Origin of the sequence: Pseudomonas sp. VA159-2 (assembly GCF_024126635.1) — a bacterium.
GTDB classification, from domain to species: Bacteria; Pseudomonadota; Gammaproteobacteria; order Pseudomonadales; family Pseudomonadaceae; genus Aquipseudomonas; species Aquipseudomonas muyukensis.
This window is the reverse complement of sequence record NZ_JAMYBV010000039.1, coordinates 1-20,376: the sequence shown is the minus strand read 5'-3', so window position 1 is coordinate 20,376 and position 20,376 is coordinate 1. Positions and strand designations below refer to the sequence as shown.

At 62.5% G+C, this 20,376-nt stretch carries 16 protein-coding genes and 1 tRNA gene; all 17 read right to left on the bottom strand.

Annotation, left to right across the window (positions count from 1 at the left end; translation table 11 throughout):
* Positions 1 to 55: 55 nt before the first annotated feature.
* Entirely contained in the window at positions 56 to 910 is an 855-nt protein-coding gene (gene truA, locus NJG22_RS23120) for a tRNA pseudouridine(38-40) synthase TruA (protein ID WP_253098130.1), read from the bottom strand.
* A 148-nt stretch (positions 911 to 1,058) separates the two neighbouring features.
* On the bottom strand, positions 1,059 to 3,731 hold the full coding sequence (locus tag NJG22_RS23115) for a FimV/HubP family polar landmark protein (protein ID WP_253098128.1): 2,673 nt from the start codon (positions 3,729 to 3,731) through the stop codon (positions 1,059 to 1,061).
* Between the two features lie 71 nt (positions 3,732 to 3,802).
* Positions 3,803 to 4,810: an aspartate-semialdehyde dehydrogenase gene (locus tag NJG22_RS23110; RefSeq protein WP_253098126.1), complete on the bottom strand. Its 1,008-nt coding sequence runs from the start codon at positions 4,808 to 4,810 to the stop codon at positions 3,803 to 3,805.
* 603 nt (positions 4,811 to 5,413) lie between these two features.
* Positions 5,414 to 5,509 (bottom strand) — tRNA-Sec (locus NJG22_RS23105).
* A gap of 10 nt (positions 5,510 to 5,519) precedes the next feature.
* The gene (gene selB / locus NJG22_RS23100) at positions 5,520 to 7,442 is read right to left on the bottom strand and encodes a selenocysteine-specific translation elongation factor (RefSeq protein ID WP_253098142.1); all 1,923 of its coding nucleotides are present in this window, start codon (positions 7,440 to 7,442) and stop codon (positions 5,520 to 5,522) included.
* Positions 7,439 to 8,866 carry an L-seryl-tRNA(Sec) selenium transferase gene (gene selA / locus NJG22_RS23095; RefSeq protein WP_253098124.1) on the bottom strand — a complete coding sequence of 476 codons (1,428 nt, stop codon included), beginning with the start codon at positions 8,864 to 8,866 and terminating at the stop codon, positions 7,439 to 7,441. Before selA ends, selB begins: the two co-directional genes overlap by 4 nt.
* 140 nt (positions 8,867 to 9,006) lie before the next feature.
* Positions 9,007 to 9,933 carry a formate dehydrogenase accessory protein FdhE gene (gene fdhE, locus NJG22_RS23090; protein ID WP_253098122.1) on the bottom strand — a complete coding sequence of 309 codons (927 nt, stop codon included), beginning with the start codon at positions 9,931 to 9,933 and terminating at the stop codon, positions 9,007 to 9,009.
* Between the two features lie 4 nt (positions 9,934 to 9,937).
* Complete coding sequence (locus NJG22_RS23085; RefSeq protein ID WP_253098120.1) at positions 9,938 to 10,594, bottom strand: formate dehydrogenase subunit gamma; 657 nt, start codon at positions 10,592 to 10,594, stop codon at positions 9,938 to 9,940.
* Positions 10,591 to 11,541 (bottom strand): formate dehydrogenase subunit beta, encoded by a 951-nt coding sequence (gene fdxH, locus NJG22_RS23080; RefSeq protein WP_253098118.1) that lies wholly within the window; start codon positions 11,539 to 11,541, stop codon positions 10,591 to 10,593. Before fdxH ends, NJG22_RS23085 begins: the two co-directional genes overlap by 4 nt.
* Positions 11,541 to 14,609, bottom strand: coding sequence for a formate dehydrogenase-N subunit alpha (gene fdnG, locus NJG22_RS23075; protein WP_253098113.1), 3,069 nt, complete (start codon positions 14,607 to 14,609; stop codon positions 11,541 to 11,543). The genes fdxH and fdnG overlap by 1 nt, the downstream gene beginning before the upstream one ends.
* 176 nt (positions 14,610 to 14,785) lie before the next feature.
* Positions 14,786 to 15,049 carry a PAAR domain-containing protein gene (locus NJG22_RS23070; RefSeq protein WP_011531938.1) on the bottom strand — a complete coding sequence of 88 codons (264 nt, stop codon included), beginning with the start codon at positions 15,047 to 15,049 and terminating at the stop codon, positions 14,786 to 14,788.
* Positions 15,050 to 15,172: 123 nt separating this feature from the next.
* Entirely contained in the window at positions 15,173 to 15,892 is a 720-nt protein-coding gene (locus NJG22_RS23065) for an SMI1/KNR4 family protein (RefSeq protein ID WP_253098111.1), read from the bottom strand.
* 130 nt (positions 15,893 to 16,022) lie between these two features.
* Positions 16,023 to 16,355 (bottom strand): hypothetical protein, encoded by a 333-nt coding sequence (locus NJG22_RS23060; protein WP_253098109.1) that lies wholly within the window; start codon positions 16,353 to 16,355, stop codon positions 16,023 to 16,025.
* 304 nt (positions 16,356 to 16,659) lie between these two features.
* Complete coding sequence (locus NJG22_RS23055) at positions 16,660 to 17,250, bottom strand: hypothetical protein (protein WP_253098107.1); 591 nt, start codon at positions 17,248 to 17,250, stop codon at positions 16,660 to 16,662.
* Positions 17,251 to 17,852: 602 nt separating this feature from the next.
* The gene (locus tag NJG22_RS23050; protein WP_253098105.1) at positions 17,853 to 18,173 is read right to left on the bottom strand and encodes a hypothetical protein; all 321 of its coding nucleotides are present in this window, start codon (positions 18,171 to 18,173) and stop codon (positions 17,853 to 17,855) included.
* A 618-nt stretch (positions 18,174 to 18,791) separates the two neighbouring features.
* Positions 18,792 to 19,124, bottom strand: coding sequence for a hypothetical protein (locus tag NJG22_RS23045; protein ID WP_253098103.1), 333 nt, complete (start codon positions 19,122 to 19,124; stop codon positions 18,792 to 18,794).
* On the bottom strand, positions 19,125 to 20,376 hold a 1,252-nt coding region (locus NJG22_RS23040; RefSeq protein WP_253098101.1), incomplete at its 5' end, for an RHS repeat-associated core domain-containing protein. It lies immediately after the preceding gene.

Below are 20,376 nucleotides of genomic sequence, written 5' to 3'. Positions count from 1 at the left end.
GCGAACCTTGGGTGATCGGTGAAAGCGTCGATGGTAGCAAATGCGTCTTGCCCCGTCAGTGCGCGAGCGCCTCGTAGCCGGTAAGAAAGTGTGGGCCGATGTAACGCTGCGGCAAGGCATATTCCTCGGGGTACTCCACCTGTACCAGGTACAGGCCGTAGGGGTGCGCGGTGACCCCGCCCGCGCGGCGGTTGCGCCCCTCGAGCACTTCGCGGGCCCACTCCACCGGGCGCTCGCCGGCACCGATGGTCATCAGCACGCCGGCGATGTTGCGCACCATGTGGTGCAGGAAGGCCGTGGCTCGCACGTCGAGCACGATCATCTGGCCATGGCGGGAGACGCGCAGGTGGTGGATATGCTTGATCGGCGACTTGGCCTGGCACTGGCTGGCGCGGAACGCGCTGAAATCGTGAGTGCCCAGCAGGTACTGCGCCGCCAGGGCCATGCGCTCGACGTCCAGTGGCCGGTGGTTCCAGGTCACTTCCTCGGCCAGGTGCGCCGGGCGGATCGGGTCGTTGTAGATCACGTAGCGGTAGCGCCGCGCGCAGGCCTTGAAGCGGGCATGGAAATGCGCCGGCATGGGCGTGGCCCAGACCACGCTGATATCGTGGGGCAGGTTGAAGTTGGTGCCCAGGGTCCAGGCGCGTTCGTCGCGCACCGCGCGGGTGTCGAAATGCACGATCTGCCCGCAGCCATGCACCCCGGCGTCGGTGCGCCCGGCGCAGATCACGCTGATCGGCTCGTCGGCGACCTTCGACAGGGCCTGCTCCAGGGCTTGCTGGACGCTCGGCACGCCGCTGGCCTGGCGCTGCCAGCCGCGGTAGCGCGAGCCTTTGTATTCCACGCCCAGGGCGATGCGGGTGTAGCCTTCGGCCGCCGATTCGGCGGCGGCGGTGTCGATGATGTCCAAGCGCGGGCAACCTGATGATGAAACCAAAGGCGCGCAGTATAACGGCAAACCGTGCCGGGGCCGAAACGATCGCGGGGCAAGCCCGCCCCCACAAGCGCTTCGATGACCTGTGGTGGCGGGCTTGCCCCGCGCGTTTGAGCGTTGGCCTTCAGACCAGTCGGGAGAGCATCTCGTTGGCTTCCTGGCGCTGGCTATCGTCACCGTCCTTGACCACCTCGTCGAGGATGTCGCGGGCGCCCTGGTGGTCGCCCATGTCGATATAGGCGCGAGCCAGGTCGAGCTTGGTGGCCACTTCATCGCTGCCGGAGAAGAAGTCGAAGTCCAGGTCGTCCAGCGGCTCGGGCTCCAGCGCGGCGTCTTCGGCGGTGAAGGTCGGCGTTGTCGGCGCAGGCGCCTCGAGGTTCTGCGACAGCTTGTCCAGCTCGGCGTTGACGTCGTCCAGTTCGGAGGCGAAGTTCTTCGCCGCTGGCGAATCGTCCTCCAGCGACAGCGACAAGTCGAAGTCGTCGGGCAGCTCCAGCTCGGAAATCGGGTCGAACTCGGGCATCGACTCGAACGCCGCCAGCTCTGCGGCGACGTCAACCGGTGCTTCCTCGGCACTGGCCGGTGCCTGCGGCTCGCCGACATCCAGGTCGAAATCGGCCAGGTCGTCGACGTTCTGCGGCGTGGCCTGGGCCTGGGCAAGCAGCGCCTCGAAATCGTCGTCGGCGTCGCTGGCCGCGGCGACCGGAGCCGGCGCTGCCTCTTCCACCACAGGCGCCGTGGCCGGGGCGATGTCTTCCAGGCCCGACAGATCGAGCGCATCCTCCACCGACAGGTCATCCACCGGCAGGTCGTCATCCAGGCTCAGGTCGAAGGCGCTGTCCAGGTCGGCCTCTTCGATGGCTGGCGCCAGGGCAACTTCAGGCTCGGGCGCGACCACCGGCTCAGGCTCGACCGGCGCTGCGGGCTCGGGCTCGGCTGCAACGACGGCCGGCTCCTGTTCCTGCAGCAGTTCCTGGACGTACTGCTCGTCCATCTCCGCCGCCAAGGCCGCGGCGCCAGCGGCAACGGCGGCGACACCGAACATGGCCGGGAAGCGTTCCTTGAGCGCGGCGACCTCGGCCTGATTCTGCTCGTTGTCCTGCAGCTTGCGCTCCTGGCCGGCGAAGGCGTCCTGATCGCCTTGGCGGGCGTAGACTTCCATCAGTTTCAGGCGCAGGTCACTGCGCTGCGGGTCGGAGGCCACGGCGGCCTCCAGCAGATCGGCGGCGTGGTTGAGGCGGCCGCGGGCCAGGCTTTCGTCCACCTCGGCAAGCAGCGCCGCGCGCGGATCGAGCGCTGGCGCCGACACTTCGGCAGGTGCTGGCGCCGCTGGTTTCTCGGCGGCGACGGCGGCGGCTGCCGACGCGGCGACCACGGCCGGCGCCAAGGTCACGCTCGGTGCCGACACATCCAGGCCTTCGAAGCTGCTCGGTGGCAGGTCCAGGTCGGGGCTACGCTCACCCTCCTCGGCCAGCGCCCGCGCCATGCGCAGGTGCTTCTCGGCCTCCTGCTGGGCCTTGCGCTTGCGCGCCAGGAGCAACAGCAACAGCAGCAGGACCAGGAACGCGGAACCGGCGATCAGCCCCAGCAGCAGCGGGTTGCCCAGCAGTTCGTCGAGCGCACTCGGCGCTTCAGCTGGCGGCACCTGGGCCTCGGCATCCTGTGGCGCGGTGTCGGCGGCGGCCGGTGCCGGGCTGACCACCGGCTCTGCCGGCGTCAGCTGGGCGTTGACCGCCGGCTGCGCCGGAGCAGGTTCGCCCGGCAGGGCCGCGGGCGCCGTTGGCGCAGGCGCCGCGCCCTGGGCTTCGAGGCGCGCCAGTTGGTCGTTCTTCAGTTCGATCAGACGCTGCAGCTTGTCCAGCTGGCTCTGCAGGTCGGACATGCGGCTCTTCAGTTCGTCGTTGTCGCGACGGCTGGTGTCGAGGCTTTCCTGGGCCACGGCGAGCTTGTCGCTGAGCGCCTTGGCCTCCCCCGCTGCCGCCTTGCCGCCGGGCGCCACCAGGCGCAGGTTGTCGCCCTGGGCGATACGCGCCGGCGCGGCGCCGGCCTCGCCACGGCGGGTGGCGTCCAGCTGCCGGGCACGCGGACCGAGGCGACGGCCCTCGCGCCAGGCGGCGTATTGCTCGGCCACCTCACGGTTGGCTTCGGCCTGGGGAATGCTCTGCACCTGCTGTTGATCAGGCAGGCGCAATACCTGCCCGGTCTTGAGCTGGTTGATGTTGTTGCCGATGAAGGCATCCGGGTTCAGCGCCTGGATCGCCAGCATGGTCTGCTGGATCGAACCACCGTTGCTGTTGCGCGCGGCGATCTGCCAGAGGGTGTCACGGCGCTTGGTGGTGTAGCTGCCGGCGCTCACTGGCGGATTGACATTGGCCTGGGCGGCCTCGCTGCCCTGGGCCTTGGCCTGGTCGAGCAGCACGCTGTAGTCGCGCAGCAGGCGGCCCTGGGGCCACATGACCTGGACCAGGAACTTGACCACCGGCTCCGGCAACGCCTTGCTGGAGGTGACCCGCAGCACGCTGCGCCCGTTGGGGTTGATCACCGGGGTGAAGGTGAGGTCTTCGAGGTAAGGCGGGAAGGCCACCCCGGCCTTGGCGAACTCTTCGGGCGGCGCCAGGCTGGGGGCCATCTGCGCCGCGGTGAGGTCGCGCACGTCGAGCAGTTCGATCTCGGCATCCAGCGGCTGGTTCTGCGCCGACTTCAGGGTCAGCTCCCCCAACCCCAGAGCGTTCGCCACGCCGGACGACAGCGCCGAGGCTGCCGCGATGGCCAGAACCAGTTTGCGAATTCGAAGCATGAACTCTTCCCTTGTAAGAACCGTCCCAAAAACCCTGTTGCGGTGCAGGACAAAATAGCTCGCAGTATCTTTTACGCCATGTGTTTTATCAACAATTGCGCGGTCTGCACGGCGTTGAGCGCCGCGCCCTTGCGCACATTGTCGGTGGTCAGCCAGAGGTTGAGCTGCTGGTCTTCATCGACACCATGGCGTACACGTCCAACATAGACCACGTCCTGGCCCACCGCGTCACCCACTGGCGTCGGATAATCGCCGGGCTCGACCAGTTCGATGCTGTCGGCGGCCTCCAACGCGGCGTTGACGGCTGCCAGCTCGACCGGACGACGGCTCTGCACCGCCACACTGAAGCTATCGCCGAAAAACACCGGGACTTGAATGCAGGTCACGGAAATCTTCAGTTGCGGCAGGTCGAGCAACTGGCGCAGTTCGCCGACCAGCCGGCGCTCCACTGCCGTGTGGCCCTGCTCGTCGGGCGTGCCGACCTGGGGCAGCAGGTTGAAGGCGACCTGGCGATCGAAGAAGCGCGGCTCCAGGGGACGGGCGTTGAGCAGTTCGGCGGTCTGGCGGGCGAGTTCGCTGACCGCTTCCCTGCCCTGCTCTGAAACAGCCAGGCAGGCATTGACCTGCACGCGCTCGATGTCGAGCAGGCCCTTGAGCGGCGCCAACGCCACCGCCAGGGCCACCGCGCCGGCGCTTGGGCTGGTGATCAGCGCGGGCCGTGGCAGTTCGGTGATGCGCTTGCCATTGGCTTCCGGGACCAGCGCGGTAGCACCGTCCAGTGCGCCGGACAGGTCGATGACCGAACAGCCAGCAGCGCTGGCCTTGGGCGCGAAGCTGCGGGTGACGGCGGGGCCGGCGGCGAAGAACACCAATTTCACCTGGGCGAAGTCGAAGCTGTCCACTTCGCGAACCTTCAGCTTCTTGCCGGCGAACATCACGCTGCTGCCTGCCGACTCCATGCTGGCCAGCAGGTGCAAGGTGGCTACCGGGAAGGCCAGCTCCTCGAGGATCTGCACGAGGGACTCACCGACAGTGCCGGTGGCGCCGACTACGGCGATGTCTAGGGCGGTGGGGGTCATGGGATCGGTTCCTTTCTGCGGGGGTACGGCGGGGGAGCGGCACTTTACTTGGATTGTGGGGTGGGAGATAGGTTTGGGTTCAGGTTCAGGTTCAGGTTCAAGGCGATTGTTTTGGCTTTTGTATGCGCATTCATTCGCGATGTCGACTTACAGTCACCCTTCCGCCTTTACGGCGGCCCACTTTTGTCTTGGCAAAAGTGGGCAAAACCGTTCGGCTCCGTTCATCCGGCCCCTACGCTGCGCTCCGGGGTTCCCTCGCTCCGTTCTTGCTCCCGTGGGTACCGCGCTGTAGGGCCCATCCTGGGCCCCAGCGCTCGACGGCCATCCATGGCCGTCGCCCCACTACGCAAGAACTCCACTCGGCCTCCTGAAGTCGCAATTTGTGTTGCCTGAACCATCGCGCGCTTAGAAGCAAAATCAAAAGCAGAGCAAGAGCAAGAGCAAGAGCAAGAGCAAGACGGGGGTGAGTTCTTTAGGAAGCGGTTAAAAGAATAAGAACTCAAGAGCGTGGCCAAGATGGCTAAACAAGGAATCATCCGCGCCTGAAGAACAAACTTGAAATCAGCAGGCATATACCGCCATCGGTCAAGCTCAAAAAGAAAATGGCGGAAGGCAGCGGGAGTCGAACCTGCCCGGGAACGGCTGCCGTCCCCAACCGGGTTTGAAGCCCGGCCGCGCCACCGGGCGCGATTGCCTTCCTTAGAAATCGTCAGGGCCTGGCCGGAAACTCCGCCAAGCCACTGTCAGCGCGGATATACCGCTGGTCGGCCACCCTGCGGGTCAAACCAACGCGGTCGAAGTACTCGAGAATCTGCACGCTACGCTTGCGACCGATGCCCAACATATCGCGAAACGCCGCCACCTGCACTATCGGCGATGTCGTCGCTTGCTGCAACAACAGCTCTGCCATGCGCCTGAGCGTCGCCTCCGGGTAGAACAGATCACGCACCACCTGGTGCAATACCCCCAACCTCGCCAGCTTGCGCAGCAACAAACGCACCTCGGCCTCCTGGGCCTGTTCCTCGGTGGCCAAGGTCCGCACCCAGGGCGGATCGAACTCACCCGCCAGCAGGCGCGGCTCCAGGCGCGCCCACAGCGCCGTATCGGCAGCACTGAGCTGGACCTTGTGCGCAGGCAGGTGCAGCCAAGGCCCACTGCTGCTGATCGCACCCTCGCCCAGCAACTCATCCAGCAGGCTGACGAACGCCGGGCGTTCCAACGGCAAGGCGGTATACCGACGCAGCCGATCACGGTCCGGGCCAAGCTGGTCAGGCTCCTGCTCATGGAACTGCGCCAAACGCCCCAGCACCTGCTGCTTGAGCTCCTGCCATTGGCCACGGTCGAACAGCAACTGGCCCTGACGGGTGGCGACCACCAACACCTGGCCTGGCAACCGCCAGGTATCGCGCAAGCGATTGAACTGGCGCTCCAACCGCTGCGGGTCGAGCCCGCCTGGGGCGGCCTCGAGCAAGGCCGGCAGGGCCTGTTCGAGATCCTCGGCCTCGCGCAGTACCTGCAACTGGCGCAGACGCGCCTCGCTGCGCCGTTGCCGGCTCGGCGCGAACGGGTCGAGCACCCGGCCACCGCCCAAGGTGCGCTGGGCCCGCTGGTCGCGCAGCACCAGGCGATCGCCATGCACGGCCTGCAACGGCGCATTGAGCAACAACTGGGCGAACATGCGTTGGCCTGCACGCAGGCTTTCGCCTTCGAGCAACGCGACCCGGGCGGTGACGTCCTGGGTGCCCAGATGCACGTGCACGGCGCTGAAATGCTCGAATGTGCGGGTCTCGCCCGGCAACAGCGTCAGCTCGATATCAACCCGCACGCTCGGGGCATGCAGCCATGCCGGCAACAGCCAGTCACCGCGATGGACCTGCTCGACCGCCAACCGCTCCCCGGTGATGTTCAACGCCACCCGTTGCCCGGCCTCGGCCACCAGCGCCGCCTGGTTCTGCGCGTGCAGGCCGCGCACCCGCACCGGTTTGCCGGCCTTGCCCAACAGCAAGGTATCGCCGGCACTGACCTGCCCGGCCAAGGCCGTGCCGGTGACCACAAGACCTGCGCCGGACACCGCGAACGCGCGGTCCACGGCCAGGCGAAAACCACCGCGCACACTGCGCTGGCGTATTTTCGCCGCCGCGGCCAGCAAGGCCTCGCGCAGGGCCCCGACGCCCTCACCGCTGACACTCGACAGCACGAACTGCGCCGCCCCCGCATAGGGCCCTGGCGCCAGCAGTTCAGCGACCTGGGCCTGCACCTCGGCCAGCCGCGCCGGCTCCACCCGGTCGCACTTGCTGATCGCCACCAGCGCCTGGGGAATGCCCAGCAGCTCGATGATCGACAAATGCTCGCGCGTCTGCGGCATCACCCCATCGTCAGCGGCCACCACCAGCAACACCAGGTCGATACCATGGGCGCCGGCGAGCATGTTGTGGATAAACCGCTCGTGCCCAGGCACGTCGATAAAGCCAGTCAGCCCGGCGCCTTCGGCCAAGGCCGCGTAGCGGTAGCCAAGGTCGATGGTCATGCCCCGGGCGCGTTCCTCCTGGCGGGTATCACCGGCCTGGCCGGTCAGGGCCTGGAGCAGCGCGGTCTTGCCATGGTCGATATGCCCGGCAGTGCCAACGATCACTGCACCGGCCCCCACTGCAACGCCGGCAGTTGCGCCAGCCACTGGGGTTCGTCGTCCAGTTGGCGCAAGTCGAGCCACAGGGCGTCGTCATCGATGCGCCCCAGCACCGGTACCGGCAGCTCGCGCAGGGCGCGCTCCAGCACATGCAGGCTGCGGCCACGCAGTTTCTTCGAGACCTGCGGGCGCAGGCACAGCGCCGCGCTGGGCAGGCGTGCCACCGGCTGGCTGCCGCTGCCGATCATGCCCAGGGCCGTTTCGACCGTGACTACCCACTGCGCGCCCAGGCACGTCGCCAAGGCCGGCGCCAGGCGCTCGGCCTGGGCGACGATCTCGGCTTGCGGCCGGGTCAGCAAACGCAGGCTGGGCAGGCGCTCGGCCAGGCGGTCGGGGTTGCGGTAGAGCTGCAAGACCGCCTCCAGCGCCGCCAGGGTGATCTTGTCCACGCGCAAGGCACGCTTGAGCGGGTTCTTCTTGATCTTCGCGATCAACTCCCGGCGCCCGACGATGATCCCCGCCTGGGGGCCGCCGAGCAGCTTGTCGCCGCTGAAGGTGACGATATCGGCGCCATCGGCCAGGGCCTGGCGTACCGTCGGCTCGGCCGGCAGGCCCCAGCGGGTGAGGTCGAGCAGGCTGCCGCTGCCCAGGTCCTCGAGCAGCGGCAGTTCATGCTGGTGGGCAATGCGCGCCAGCTCGGCGGTGGCCACCTGGGTGGTGAAGCCCTGGATGCTGTAGTTGCTGCAATGCACGCGCATCAGCAGGCCGGTGCGCGGGTTGATCGCGGCTTCGTAGTCGCGCGCGTGGGTGCGATTGGTGGTGCCGATCTCGTGCAGCTTCACCCCGGCGCGGGCCATGATGTCGGGGATGCGGAAGGCGCCGCCGATCTCGATCAGCTCGCCGCGGGAAATCACCCCTTCCTTGCGCGCGCCCAGGCTGTTGAGCGCCAGCAGCACGGCGGCGGCGTTGTTGTTGACCACGGTGACGGCTTCGGCGCCGGTCAGTTCGCGGATCAAGCCCTCGATCAGGTCGTCACGGTCGCCACGCTTGCCGGTGGCCAGGTCGAACTCCAGGTTGAGCGGGTAACGGGCGGCGGTCTGCATGGCCTCGACCGCTTCCTCGGGCAGCAGCGCGCGGCCAAGGTTGGTGTGCAGCACCGTGCCGGTGAGGTTGAACACCCGGCGTACCTGGCTGCGCTGCTGGATAGCCAGGCGCTCGCCGGCGCGGCCGAGCAGCACTTCGGCGGCCAGTTCCACGGCACTGAGCTGGCCCAGGCGGGCCGGCTCGCGCAAGTCGTCGAGCAGTTGGCGCAGGGCGGCCAGCGTGGCGTCGCGGCCATGGCGCTCGAGCAAGGGCTGGCAGGCGGGGTGGCGCAGCAGGGTATCGATGGACGGCAGGCGTGGGGTGTCGCTGGCGAGGCTGGAAGACATGCGGTACTACCTATGACTGATCCGTTGTCTGTTCTGGCCCGTTCGCCGGCAAGGCCGGCTCCTACAAGGCTATGCGTCGCCGGTTGTAGGAGCCGGCCTTGCCGGCGAACGGGGGCAACTCGGTATTGCAGTGTAGTCCGTTAACCCCCTCCAGGCGCCAGCAGCAGGTTCGGCGCCAGGCGATGCCAGCCCTCCTCATCCAGGCGCAGGTCCAGCGCCAGGCTGGCCAGGTCGTCGGCCAGCGGTTCGGCGGCGGCGTCGTTTTCCAGGTAGTTCTGCTTGAGGTAGGCCTGGCAACCCGGGCAGCATTCGGCGCGCAGTGGCGCCTTGCCCGGCGCATGGCGATCATCCTCGAGGCTGCTGTAGCGCAAATCCTTGCTCGACTCGCAGTACACGCACTTGACCCGCACCACATGCCATTCGCAACTGCACAGCGAGCAGGCCAGGTAGCGCAGGCCGTTGTGCTTGCCACGGTTGCGCACCACCCCGGCCATGGCCGGCGAGCCACAGGCCGGGCACTGGGCCAGGCTGCCGGCGGGCTTGAGCTCAGGTTGTGGCAGCGCCAGCAGCCAGCTGGACCAGGCGGCCTGCAACGCAGCGCCGATGAACGGTACCAGCGCCGCTGGCACGGCATCGTACTGGCCACCGAGCAAGGCCATGGCCCACCCCTTGCGCTGGCTGTCGTCGCTGTCGCGCAGGGTTCGCAGCGCTTCGGCCAACGGGCCTTCGGGCTCGCTGTGGAACTGCCCGAGCAAGGCCTGCAACCAGACCAGCCAAGGCCCTTCGCGCACCAGGCTGTCTGCCGCCAGCGGTGGCAGGCCATGACTTATGCACAGGCGCTGGCGTTCACCTGCCACCGGCAAGCCACCGGGCGGGTTATCCACAAGCTGTTGCTGGACGCGACACAACCGCGCCACCAGCCTGAGGTAGTCGCCCAGGGCATGGCCTTCGGCCAACAGCTGCAGACGCGCGGCACGCAAGGCAAACAGGTTGGCGGGGGGCAGGTGCAGGAACGGCGGCATCACCGCCGAGGCTTCGATCTGCCCAGGTTCGAGAATGGTGCTCAAACGGTCATCCTTCTTTTCTGCCGTGGTTATGCGGCGTCTTGTCCCCGGTCACGTCCCGGTACCACAGTTCATGGTGCTTGCGCGCCCAGGCGCGGCTGACCCAGCCATGCAGCATGGCGCCGATCGAGCCCTTGATCCAGATCCCGGCGTAGATGTGCACGATGATACTCAGTATGAGCACGAACGCCGCCAGGGCATGCGCCAACGCGGACAGGCGAATGACGTCGATGCCGAACCAGTGGCTGAAGTACGCGCGCCAGATCACCACGCCACTGACCAGCAGCACCAGCATGCAGGCCAACAAGGTCCAGAACAGCAGCTTCTGCCCGGCGTTGTACTTGCCGATGGGCGGCACGCCGTCCTCCTTGTTCAACATCACCCGGTCGATGCGCCGTAGCCACAGGCGGTCGTTGGCGGTGATGAAGTTGGCGCGCCAGAAGCGCAGCACCAGGCCCAGGAAGAACACGAACATCGCCACGCCGATGAACGGGTGGAGGATACGTGTCCAGGGCCCGCCACCGAACAGGTTACTGAGCCAGAACAGCGCCGGGTGGAACAGCGCCAGCCCCGACAACCCGGCCAGCACGAACAGGATCGCCACCACCCAGTGGTTGCTGCGCTCGTTGGCGTTGTAGCGCAGGATCGGTTTGTTGTCGCTCATGGCCGCTGCTCCCCTTCGCCGCCCGGGCGCTTCGGATCATAGACATGCACCGCCGGGTCCACCTGGTGGACGCTGGCATCGGCCGTCGGCGGATGCTCGTCCTCCTCGACCCGCTGCGGCCCCACCCGTACATAGTGGAAGAACCCAGCCACCACCGCCGCGCCCATGGCCAGCAGCGCCAGCGGCTTGCTCAAGCCCTTCCACAGCCCCACCAGCGGGCTGATCACCGGTTGGTCCGGCAGGCCGGCGTACAACCTGGGGGTATCGGCGTGGTGCAGCACGTACATCACGTGGGTGCCGCCGACGCCATCCGGGTCGTACAACCCGGCGTTGGCATAACCGCGCGACTTGAGGTCGACGATGCGCTCGTCGGCATGCACCTTCATCTCCTCCTTGCTGCCGAAGACGATCGCCCCGGTCGGGCAGGTCTTCACGCAGGCCGGCTCCAGGCCCACGCTCACGCGGTCGGAACACAAGGTGCACTTGTACGCCTTGTGGTCCTTCTGCGAGATGCGCGGGATGTTGAACGGGCAGCCGGTGATGCAGTAACCGCAACCGATGCAATGGTCCTGGTTGAAGTCGACGATGCCGTTGGCGTGCTTGATGATCGCCCCCGGGCTCGGGCAGGCCTTCAGGCAACCGGGCTCGGCGCAGTGCATGCAACCGTCCTTGCGGATCAGCCACTCCAGGTTGCCGTCGTCGCGCTCGTGCTCGGTGAAGCGCATCAGGGTCCAGGTCTCGGCACTGAGGTCCTGGGGGTTGTCGTAGGTGCCGTGGTTGTGACCGACCTCGTCACGCAGTTCGTTCCACTCCGAGCACGCCACCTGGCAGGCCTTGCAGCCGATGCACTTGGTGGTGTCGATCAGCTTGGCGACTTCCTGCTGCTGGCGTACCGAGGGCGGCACGGTGGTGGTGGCCGAGCGGGCAATGATGTCTTGGCTGGCCATCAGAGTTTCTCCACTTTGACGAGGAACGACTTGGACTCCGGCGTCTGGGTGTTGCCATCACCCAGGAACGGCACCAGGGTGTTGGTCAGGTAGCCATGCCGCGTGGTGCCGGTGAAGCCCCAGTGCAACGGGATGCCGATCTGGTGCACGGTCTGGTTGTTGACCTGCAGCGGACGGATCCGCTTGGTCACCACCGCCACCGCGTCGATATGCCCGCGCTTGCTCGACACCCGCACCCGGTCTCCGGCCTTGATGCCCTTCTCATTGGCCAGCACCTCGCCGATCTCGACGAACTGCTCGGGCTGGGCAATGGCGTTGAGCCGGCAATGCTTGCTCCAGAAGTGGAAGTGCTCGGTCAACCGGTAGGTGGTCGCCGCATACGGGAACTCGTCGTGCGTGCCGAGGGTGTCCCACACCGAGTCGAAGATCCGTCCGGCCGGGTTGCTGGTGGCCTTCTTGTTCTGCGGGTGCAAGGGGTTGATGCCGATCGGCGTCTCGAACGGCTCGTAGTGCTCGGGGAACGGCCCCTCGGCCATCTTGTCGATGGCGAAGAAGCGTGCCACGCCCTCGGGGTTCATGATGAACGGGTTCATCCCGGCCTCGGGCGGCGAGTCGACCTTGAAGTCGGGCACGTCGGTGCCGGTCCAGGACTTGCCGTTCCACCACACCAGGCGTTTCTTCTCTGGGTCCCACGGCTTGCCCTGCGGGTCGCTGGAGGCACGGTTGTAGAGAATGCGCCGGTTGGCCGGCCAGGCCCAGGCCCAGTTCTGCACCTGGTGCATGCCGTACGGGTCGCTGTTGTCGCGCCGGGCCATCTGGTTGCCCTGCTCGGTCCAGCAGCCGGCGAAGATCCAGCAGCCGGAGGCGGTGCTGCCGTCGTCCTTCATCTGGCCGAAGCCGGACAACTGCTGCCCGGCCTTGAGCGTGGCGCCGCTCGGGTCGGTGAGGTCGCTGACCGCCCAGCCGTTCATCTCCTTGGCCAGTTCCTCCGGCGAAGGCTCCTCAGGCACCTTGTACGGCCAGCTGATGTTGAGCATCGGCTCGGGATACGCGCCGCCCTCGGCCTGGTAACGCTTGCGCAGGCGCAGGAACAGCTCGCTCATGATGTGCACGTCGGTGCGGGTCTGGCCCGGGCCATCGGCGCCCTTCCAGTGCCACTGCAGCCAGCGGCTGCTGTTGACCAGCGAGCCATCTTCCTCGGCGAAGCAGGTGGTGGGCAGGCGGATCACCTCGGTCTGGATGTTGGCCGTGTCGACATCGTTGAACGGGCCAGCATTGCGCCAGAACTCGGAGGTCTCGGTGGCCAGCGGGTCCATGATCACCAGCCACTTGAGCTTGGCCAGCGCGGCGGTGACGCGGTTCTTGTCCGGCAACGCGGCGATCGGGTTGAAGCCCTGGCACATGTAGCCGTTGACCTTGCCCTGGCCCATCATCTCGAACATGCGCAGCACGTCGTAGGCCGGCACGTCGAGCTTGGGCAGCCAGTCGTAGCCCCAGTTGTTGGCCGCGGTGGCGTTGGCGCCGTACCAGGCTTTCATCAGGCTGACGTGGAACTTGCCATAGTTCTGCCAGTACGACAGTTGCCCCGGGCGCAGCGGCTTGGAGGCGCGCTTGTCGATATAGGTGGCGTAGTCCTGCTCGGCGTCGCCGGCCAGGGTCAGGTAGCCCGGCAGCGAGTTCGACAGCAGGCCCAGGTCGGTAAGGCCCTGGATGTTGGAGTGCCCGCGCAAGGCGTTGACCCCACCGCCAGGCATGCCGACGTTGCCCAGCAGCAACTGCACCATCGCCGCGCTGCGGATGATCTGCGCGCCGATCGAGTGCTGGGTCCAGCCCAGGGCGTAGAGGATCGTCATGGTCTTGCCCGGTACCGAGCAGGTGGCGATCTCTTCCCAGACCTTCATCATCTGATCCTGCGGCATGCCGCAGGTCATGCTCGCCAGTTCCGGGGTGTAGCGGCTGTAGTGCTGCTTCATCAACTGATAGACGCAGCGCGGGTGCTGCAGGGTCGGGTCGACCTTGGCGAAGCCGTCCTCGCCCAGCTCGTAGCCCCAGCCGGACTTGTCGGCATAGATGCGCTTGGCCGCGTCGTAGCCGCTGAACAGCCCGTCCTCGAAGCCATAGCCCTCTTTGACGATGAACGACACGTCGGTGTAGTTGCGCACGTACTCGTGCTGGATCTTGTCGTTGCTCAGCAGGTAGTTGATCAACCCGCCCATGAAGGCGATGTCGCTGCCGGTGCGAATCGGCGCGTAGTAATCGGCTACCGAGGCGGTACGGGTAAACCGCGGGTCGACCACGATCAGCCGCGCCTTGTTGTGCGCCTTGGCTTCGGTCACCCACTTGAAACCGCACGGGTGCGCTTCAGCGGCGTTGCCGCCCATCACCAGGACCAGGTTTGCGTTGGCGATATCGGACCAGTGATTGGTCATCGCGCCACGGCCATACGTCGGGGCAAGACTTGCCACCGTCGGGCCGTGTCAGACACGCGCCTGGTTATCGAACCCCAGCATGCCCAGCGAACGGATCACCTTGTGCGTCAGGTAGCCCGCTTCGCTGGAAGCGGCGGACGCGGCGAGAAAGCCCGTGGTCAGCCAGCGATTGACCGTCTGGCCCTGGGCGTTCTTCTCGATGAAGTTGGCGTCGCGGTCCTGTTTCATCAGCTCGGCGATGCGGTCGAGGGCTTCGTCCCACTCGATGCGGGTCCACTCGTTGCTGCCCGGCTTGCGTACTTCAGGGTACATCAGGCGGTTGGGGCTGTGGATAAAGTCCAGCAGACCAGCGCCTTTCGGGCACAGGGTGCCGCGGTTGACTGGATGATCCGCGTCGCCCTCGATATGGATGATGTTCTGCTTGACGTTCTTGCCCGCGTCACCCTGGCTATACATGATCAGGCCGCAGCCGACCGAGCAGTAGGGGCAGGTGTTACGGGTTTCTTTTGTATGCGCCAGCTTGAAGTGGCGCACCTGCTCGGCGAACGCAGGGGTCGGGGCCATGCCCAACGCCGCAAGGCTCGAGCCTCCAAGGCCGACGGCGGCGACCTTGAAGAATTGCCGACGGTTGAGGTCCATCGTGCACTCCTGATCAGGTTTGGACGCGCGGGACATGGCCGGCGCCTCAGGGACTTCACGGTGGCGGTGGATAGAGGCCGCCAATCGTTAAGACTAGCCAAGAATCAGGGAAGTGCGCTGACCTGGGTCAATACCCCGTAGGAAACAGCGTGCGGTCCTGTGGGAACCTGTTGGTCTCAGCTGGCCACACCGCTTTTCGGGCCGCTGGCGATCAATGCGGCGCCGCAGGCGGTCTTGTGGCCGTCGAGGGCGACCGGGGTGCCGTCGACGTTGTAGGTGGCGCTGCCTTCGACGATGGGGAACACGCCCTTGCACAGCGGGCAACTGACCATGTGCCCGACGCCGGCGATGGGCTTGCCGTTGACGTTGGTGTTGCCGAAGGAGCCAAGCACCTTGCCACCGTGGGTGGTGGAATCGCCGAGGCGGATGATGTCTTTCATGGGGAGAACTCCGTGTCAGTAAGGTGGCGTCGCTGCCGGTGGCAAAGCCTAACATGGCGTGGCAGATCAGAGGCTATAGGCCAGCAGTCCGATTGATGTGCTGAAGGTGACAGGGGCAGCCCGTCAGGACACGGTGAGTTTTACCACCGAGCCATCGGCCACTCCTGCCATCTGCCGTGCGATGCAACCTCGGTAGCGCATGCCCTCGATGGCATTGCCCGCGCGCAGGTTATCCACCGAGAACGAGCCACCGAAGGCAAACCCAGTGAGTGGCAGCAATCGCTGGCCCTGGGCCAGGGGGCCGTGCAGCGCTTGCCAGGCGTTCGCCAGGGGCCAACCGGTCAGCACCTTGTAATCCGCCAGAACTGCTGCTGCCCATCCCTCCAGGTCATCAGCCAGGTATTCGAACCCGCCTGTTTCCGGGTCGAATGTGTACACCTGGCCCTGGCGCAGGCAGAACTGCACACCGAATACGTCCTCGGCGAAGAACAACACCGGCGCTTCCTTCAGTTCAGGAAATTCGAAGCGCCACAATTCCGGGTCATTCCACTGCTGCAGGCTGGGTTCGCTGCCCGGCGCGGTGGCCCCTGTGGAGAACACATGCAACGCGCTTTCAAAGGCGTAGAAGCCATTGCACCGCAAGAGCAGGCTTTCGAGCTCATCGGCCCGCGGGCCCGCCAGGGCGCGACTACGTGCATCGAGCGTATCGGGCAGGGCCAGGGGCTCACCTGCGATCGACAACAGTTTTTCCAGGCGAGTTTTCTGAATGTCCGTCAATTCAACTTTCCTTCGTTGTGCAGCATCAGCGTCTGCATCCGTGTAAACCTGCCATGCATCGGACAAGGTCGCTCGCGAGCCATAGCCCAACAAATGCATCTCGGTTTGTGGGAATTGCTATTGGCACTTCCCTTTGGAAATGCGAGGGACCGTGCAGCGCGACTAACGGCAGCGAGCTTTTCCTTCTTTAGCTCTGCTAAATGGTTAATTTTTTAATCCTGAACGCCTCTCTCAGAGTCAACTCGTCATCAAGGTCGCCATCTTCAAAGCACCTCACATTTGCCCCTGTCAATGAAGTACTAAATAGCTCATACAACTCCAGCGACCTAAAATTGACCTCCAACCACGCAGAAAGTGAGTCAAGCCTGGTCAACCGCACATCATAAGCAGCTAATGTTGACTGTTTCTGATCTTTGAGACACACAACTCCTTCACCCTCTCCGACATGCGCCTTACTGGTGCGAATCCTTTCGATCACTCGCTGCAACGCAGCAGGGTCATCAAAAACAAGACTGTATTCGTAGCTCATGATCCATGCGGCCTTTTTCGTACGGTAAGCAGGTCTGCGGGATTATTGATCATCTTACTGATTACGATTAGGTGTGCCCCGATTGCCTCAAACTCTTGGAATCCCACTAATGGTTCAACGCGGCAAGGTTCTAATCCAGCCGCTCTTGACTCCAACGTCCACGGCCTGCTGTCTGAGAACAACTTCGCGAAACCGGTTTTTGGCAGACCAAATATTACCGCCGAAGTAGCTGCCTTTGGAACAGATGCCGGTCAGCTTGAGCCCTTGAGAGACTCACACTTTTGTCTCTAAAGGCAACCGTGTGTCATGGCTGTAAAACATCTCGCCTTCTTAAGTACGTGAGCAGTCGGTGAAGAGCCACCACCTTGCCCCTGTCTTGCGTCGCTGTAACTAGAATGCGAGACATCGATTTCCTAATTGAGTTTACAGCAGTCCCCTCATTATTCAGGAGCTGATCCGACTCCAAATCCCGCACCTCGTATGCCGTCCCTGAGCGGTTCGCAGAAAATCTTACTATCGAATTCCCTCCAACCACCACCGCCCCATCAAGAGCACCCTCGTGCAAATAAAATTCCACACTTAGGCCCCGTGAAATAATCCTTTTCAGCAAAGGAACTAATCGAACACCCGGCGAGAGAGAAATACCACAACCACTTTCTCTTCCATTGAAAAAATAACGCTTTAGTGTCACATCCACGGAGCGCAAGAAATGGACAGCGAGATAGTCCTTCTCATAGAGACAAAAATCATCTGCATCGCCAACCATATCAAAATTTTCTGTTTTAAGCTCAGCCTCGCCAAAGGCCCTCAAGCCAAACGTCTCAGCTTTGATGCTTGACGCCCCCATCAAATAGTTCATGCACAGTTCAAGAACATTACATTTCAAGTAATTCATCTGGCTTACCTATTGACAGAGTTCATTCCCCTACTGTAATTCGCTTGCGAGAAAGGGGACATGCGAGAAAGGGGACAGATTTATTTTCTCTACTCTAACTTCAGGATACCCAGCCTCGCCTGCTCGATACACTCCCCCGAGAATTCGATTAGAGCAGAAAAATAAATCCGCCCCTTTTATTCACTGCACTTAAGTTAACTCGAATACTTTCATTAAAAATCATTCAACTTTCCAATAGCGCTTCCGCCTCAGTTTTCGCCTAAAATCCTCCAACTCCTCCTCCCCATAACACTTTAGAAACTCACTCAAAAGCACCGACTTAATTTTTTCGAGCCTAGACACCATGTTACTTTCACCAACAAACCTAGCCGTCTCCATACGATACTCTGTCTCATGCGCCTCTGTCACTTCGTCACGGACATAGTAATACAGCCCCATGTTCCGCAAGGAAATCAAGAAGTACTCCAACTCCGATAGAATGGCCACTGCCACCTCACCTGAGAGCACTACGCCTTTTAGCTCTACACCTTTATCTTTCTGCAACCTACCCTCCGCAAACCTTCAAATTTAACTTACATCATCAATCAATTACAACTACAAACTTATAGATCACCTGGTCTTTCCCACATAGTCAAATCCTCCAGCGCCCGCTCCACATCGTCTTTGTCATCATCATCCAAAGATCTATCGAACTTTGAAGACACAACACTACGCATTTTGGCCAACCTGGCAGTCACTCTTTCCGAATCGATAAATTCAGTCAATTCAGCACAATAAGCACCATACTCATAATAGTTTTTCTCACCCTTAGCCTCAAAATGCTGATCTAACCGACTAAGCGAAACCGAAATAAACTCAATTTCCCTCACAAGAAAGTCTACATCCTTCCTCGTCAGTGCAATTTCTTTATTCTCATCCTTCACACCTATTTCCTCCGCACTACTTTATGGTTCTGCAAAACAAGATCACCCTTAACCGTTAACTCTTGAACACCTAGTACCAATAGCGGTTGTAATGGGGCCCGGTCTTATGGTCGTGGTACTGGTAATAGGTACCTATCGCTTGCTGAAAATCGGCGGCCACCCAAGAGTAGTCCGCCAATTAACTTTACCGCGCCACCTCTAATTACTTCCTAATTTCCACTAAAGCTTTTTCTAAAATCTTCAGATCCGGGGGAGTTTTTTGCACCCCTTTTGAAGCCAACCATCGGTGAACCGGATTTTTAGGACCACACGCAATGGCCCGCCCCTCGTCGGTAAGTTCGCTATACTTGATCTCTCTTTTCAAGACCGCGCCGTTACCATCCGTAACCTTACAGAGCAGGAGACCATTACGTTCTAAAAACCTAAATAGTTCCTCAAGCCCCTCCTCCAAACTTAGCTTTTCAGTCGAAAAATCTTAGTCTTATGTCCATCTTGATCGCAATGCGAGCAGATATTCGAGTGAAAAATAAATCCCCCCTTTTATTCCCGCCCCTTTATCCGAACCAGCCAACCTCGGCTTTAGCACCTATTGGTTAGCCAGTTCAGAAAGCAGCACAACTACTGCTTCTTAGTGCGAACATCCGCCAAGGCCTTCTCAAGAGACCTTAAGTCATCGGGATCTTTGAATCTTGCTTTTGAGCGCAACCACTTATCGACTGCATTGTTACGACCACTTGATAGCAGATCGCCCTCCGCAGTAATTTCGCTACTCATAATAACACGCTTTACTATTTTTCCATGTCCATCACTTACCCGACAAGTCAACAGACCATTACTCTCCATGAACAGAAATAGATTTTCAAGGGCTCTACCAACACTTGCATGCCACTCTGGAATATCAATATATGCTTCAAGCACACCATCTATATCCCATACCGGATAGTCGCTCATTCAATCTCTCCTAACCACCTCTGATACGCCCACCACAGGTACTAGCTTCCCAGTAGAGCGATCTTTAACAAATGTACCACCCGTCGCTAATATACGACGCTCTTTGAGAATTTGGTCCGTTTTATCAGCCGTCATACTCGTAACCTCGTAGGTTTTCGCCTGTCCGTTCTCAATCACAGCCGTGTCTACCCGACGGCGTTCTCCAGTACGAGGGTCTTTGACTGACTTCCCGCTTGCATCTCGCAAGTAACACTCACTTTGTATCGTCGCATTCGGATGCTTCGTTTTAATCTCAGCATTGAATTCCTGGTGACGACGATCTCCTTCAACCGCATTCTTGATCCGCTTCAGCCCCCATGGATCAATCCAATCGATTGGGTTCGGAACATACTGATAGAGGTTGAAGCCCCCCAGATAGCTGATCGGATCCTGGCTGACAAACCGCCCAGACCTCGGATCATAGTACCGATAGCGGTTGTAATGCAGCCCAGTCTCATGGTCATGGTACTGGCCCTGGAAGCGGATCGGGTTGTTCAGACCATTCTGCCTGGCCCACTCCGAGCGGGCCTCCTTGATCTCACCCCACGCCTTGTACTGCGCCGTCCACGCTACCTCACCATGGTGGTCGGTCAGTTCCATCGGCGTGCCGAGGTGGTCGCACTGGTACCAGGCAATGGCGTCGATCGGCTGCGGTTTGACCTCGTGCTGCCACAGCGGGTCCTGATCGAAATCGTATTCCCGGTCGCTCCAGTCCGGTTGGCGTAGCAAGCGGATCGGCTGCTTGCGTATAGCCTGGGCAACCGGTACGAAACTGCCCGGCTCGTACAGGTAATGTACGGTGCGCCCGGTCTCACCTTCGTCCTGCGGCGGCGAGCTTTCCCAAGCCAGGTTATCGCCATCCCAGCCGTACAAGGTGTAGCCACAGCCCAGTTCGCGTTGGCGCTTGGCCCGCTGCATCTGGTTCCAGCCACTGCCGGCCCGCGGATCATCCTGATGGTGCGCGGTGGAGTGCTTGTGCAGACGGCGGCCCAAGGCATCGTAGCTGTACACCACCGTGAGCTTGTCATCGTCAAAACGCGTCAGGCGGTCGAACAGGTCCCAACTCAGGCGAGCCTGCTCGCCATTGTGCAGGCGATGGATCAGGTTGCCGCGTTCGTCGTATTGGTAGTGGGCCCCGGCGTATTCACGCAGCAGGTTGTCCATCAGTTTGTTACGGCGCGGATCGCTTTCCAGCGGACGATTGAGTTCCTGG

Excerpts from the sequence above, each read along its gene's own strand:
- NJG22_RS23115 (WP_253098128.1), bottom strand. The coding sequence starts at position 3,731 with ATGCTTCGAATTCGCAAACTGGTTCTGGCCATCGCGGCAGCCTCGGCG.
- NJG22_RS23110 (WP_253098126.1), bottom strand. The coding sequence starts at position 4,810 with ATGACCCCCACCGCCCTAGACATCGCCGTAGTCGGCGCCACCGGCACT.
- selA (WP_253098124.1), bottom strand. The coding sequence starts at position 8,866 with ATGTCTTCCAGCCTCGCCAGCGACACCCCACGCCTGCCGTCCATCGAT.
- NJG22_RS23085 (WP_253098120.1), bottom strand. The coding sequence starts at position 10,594 with ATGAGCGACAACAAACCGATCCTGCGCTACAACGCCAACGAGCGCAGC.
- fdxH (WP_253098118.1), bottom strand. The coding sequence starts at position 11,541 with ATGGCCAGCCAAGACATCATTGCCCGCTCGGCCACCACCACCGTGCCG.
- NJG22_RS23070 (WP_011531938.1), bottom strand. The coding sequence starts at position 15,049 with ATGAAAGACATCATCCGCCTCGGCGATTCCACCACCCACGGTGGCAAG.
- NJG22_RS23060 (WP_253098109.1), bottom strand. The coding sequence starts at position 16,355 with ATGAGCTACGAATACAGTCTTGTTTTTGATGACCCTGCTGCGTTGCAG.
- NJG22_RS23055 (WP_253098107.1), bottom strand. The coding sequence starts at position 17,250 with ATGAATTACTTGAAATGTAATGTTCTTGAACTGTGCATGAACTATTTG.
- NJG22_RS23045 (WP_253098103.1), bottom strand. The coding sequence starts at position 19,124 with ATGAGCGACTATCCGGTATGGGATATAGATGGTGTGCTTGAAGCATAT.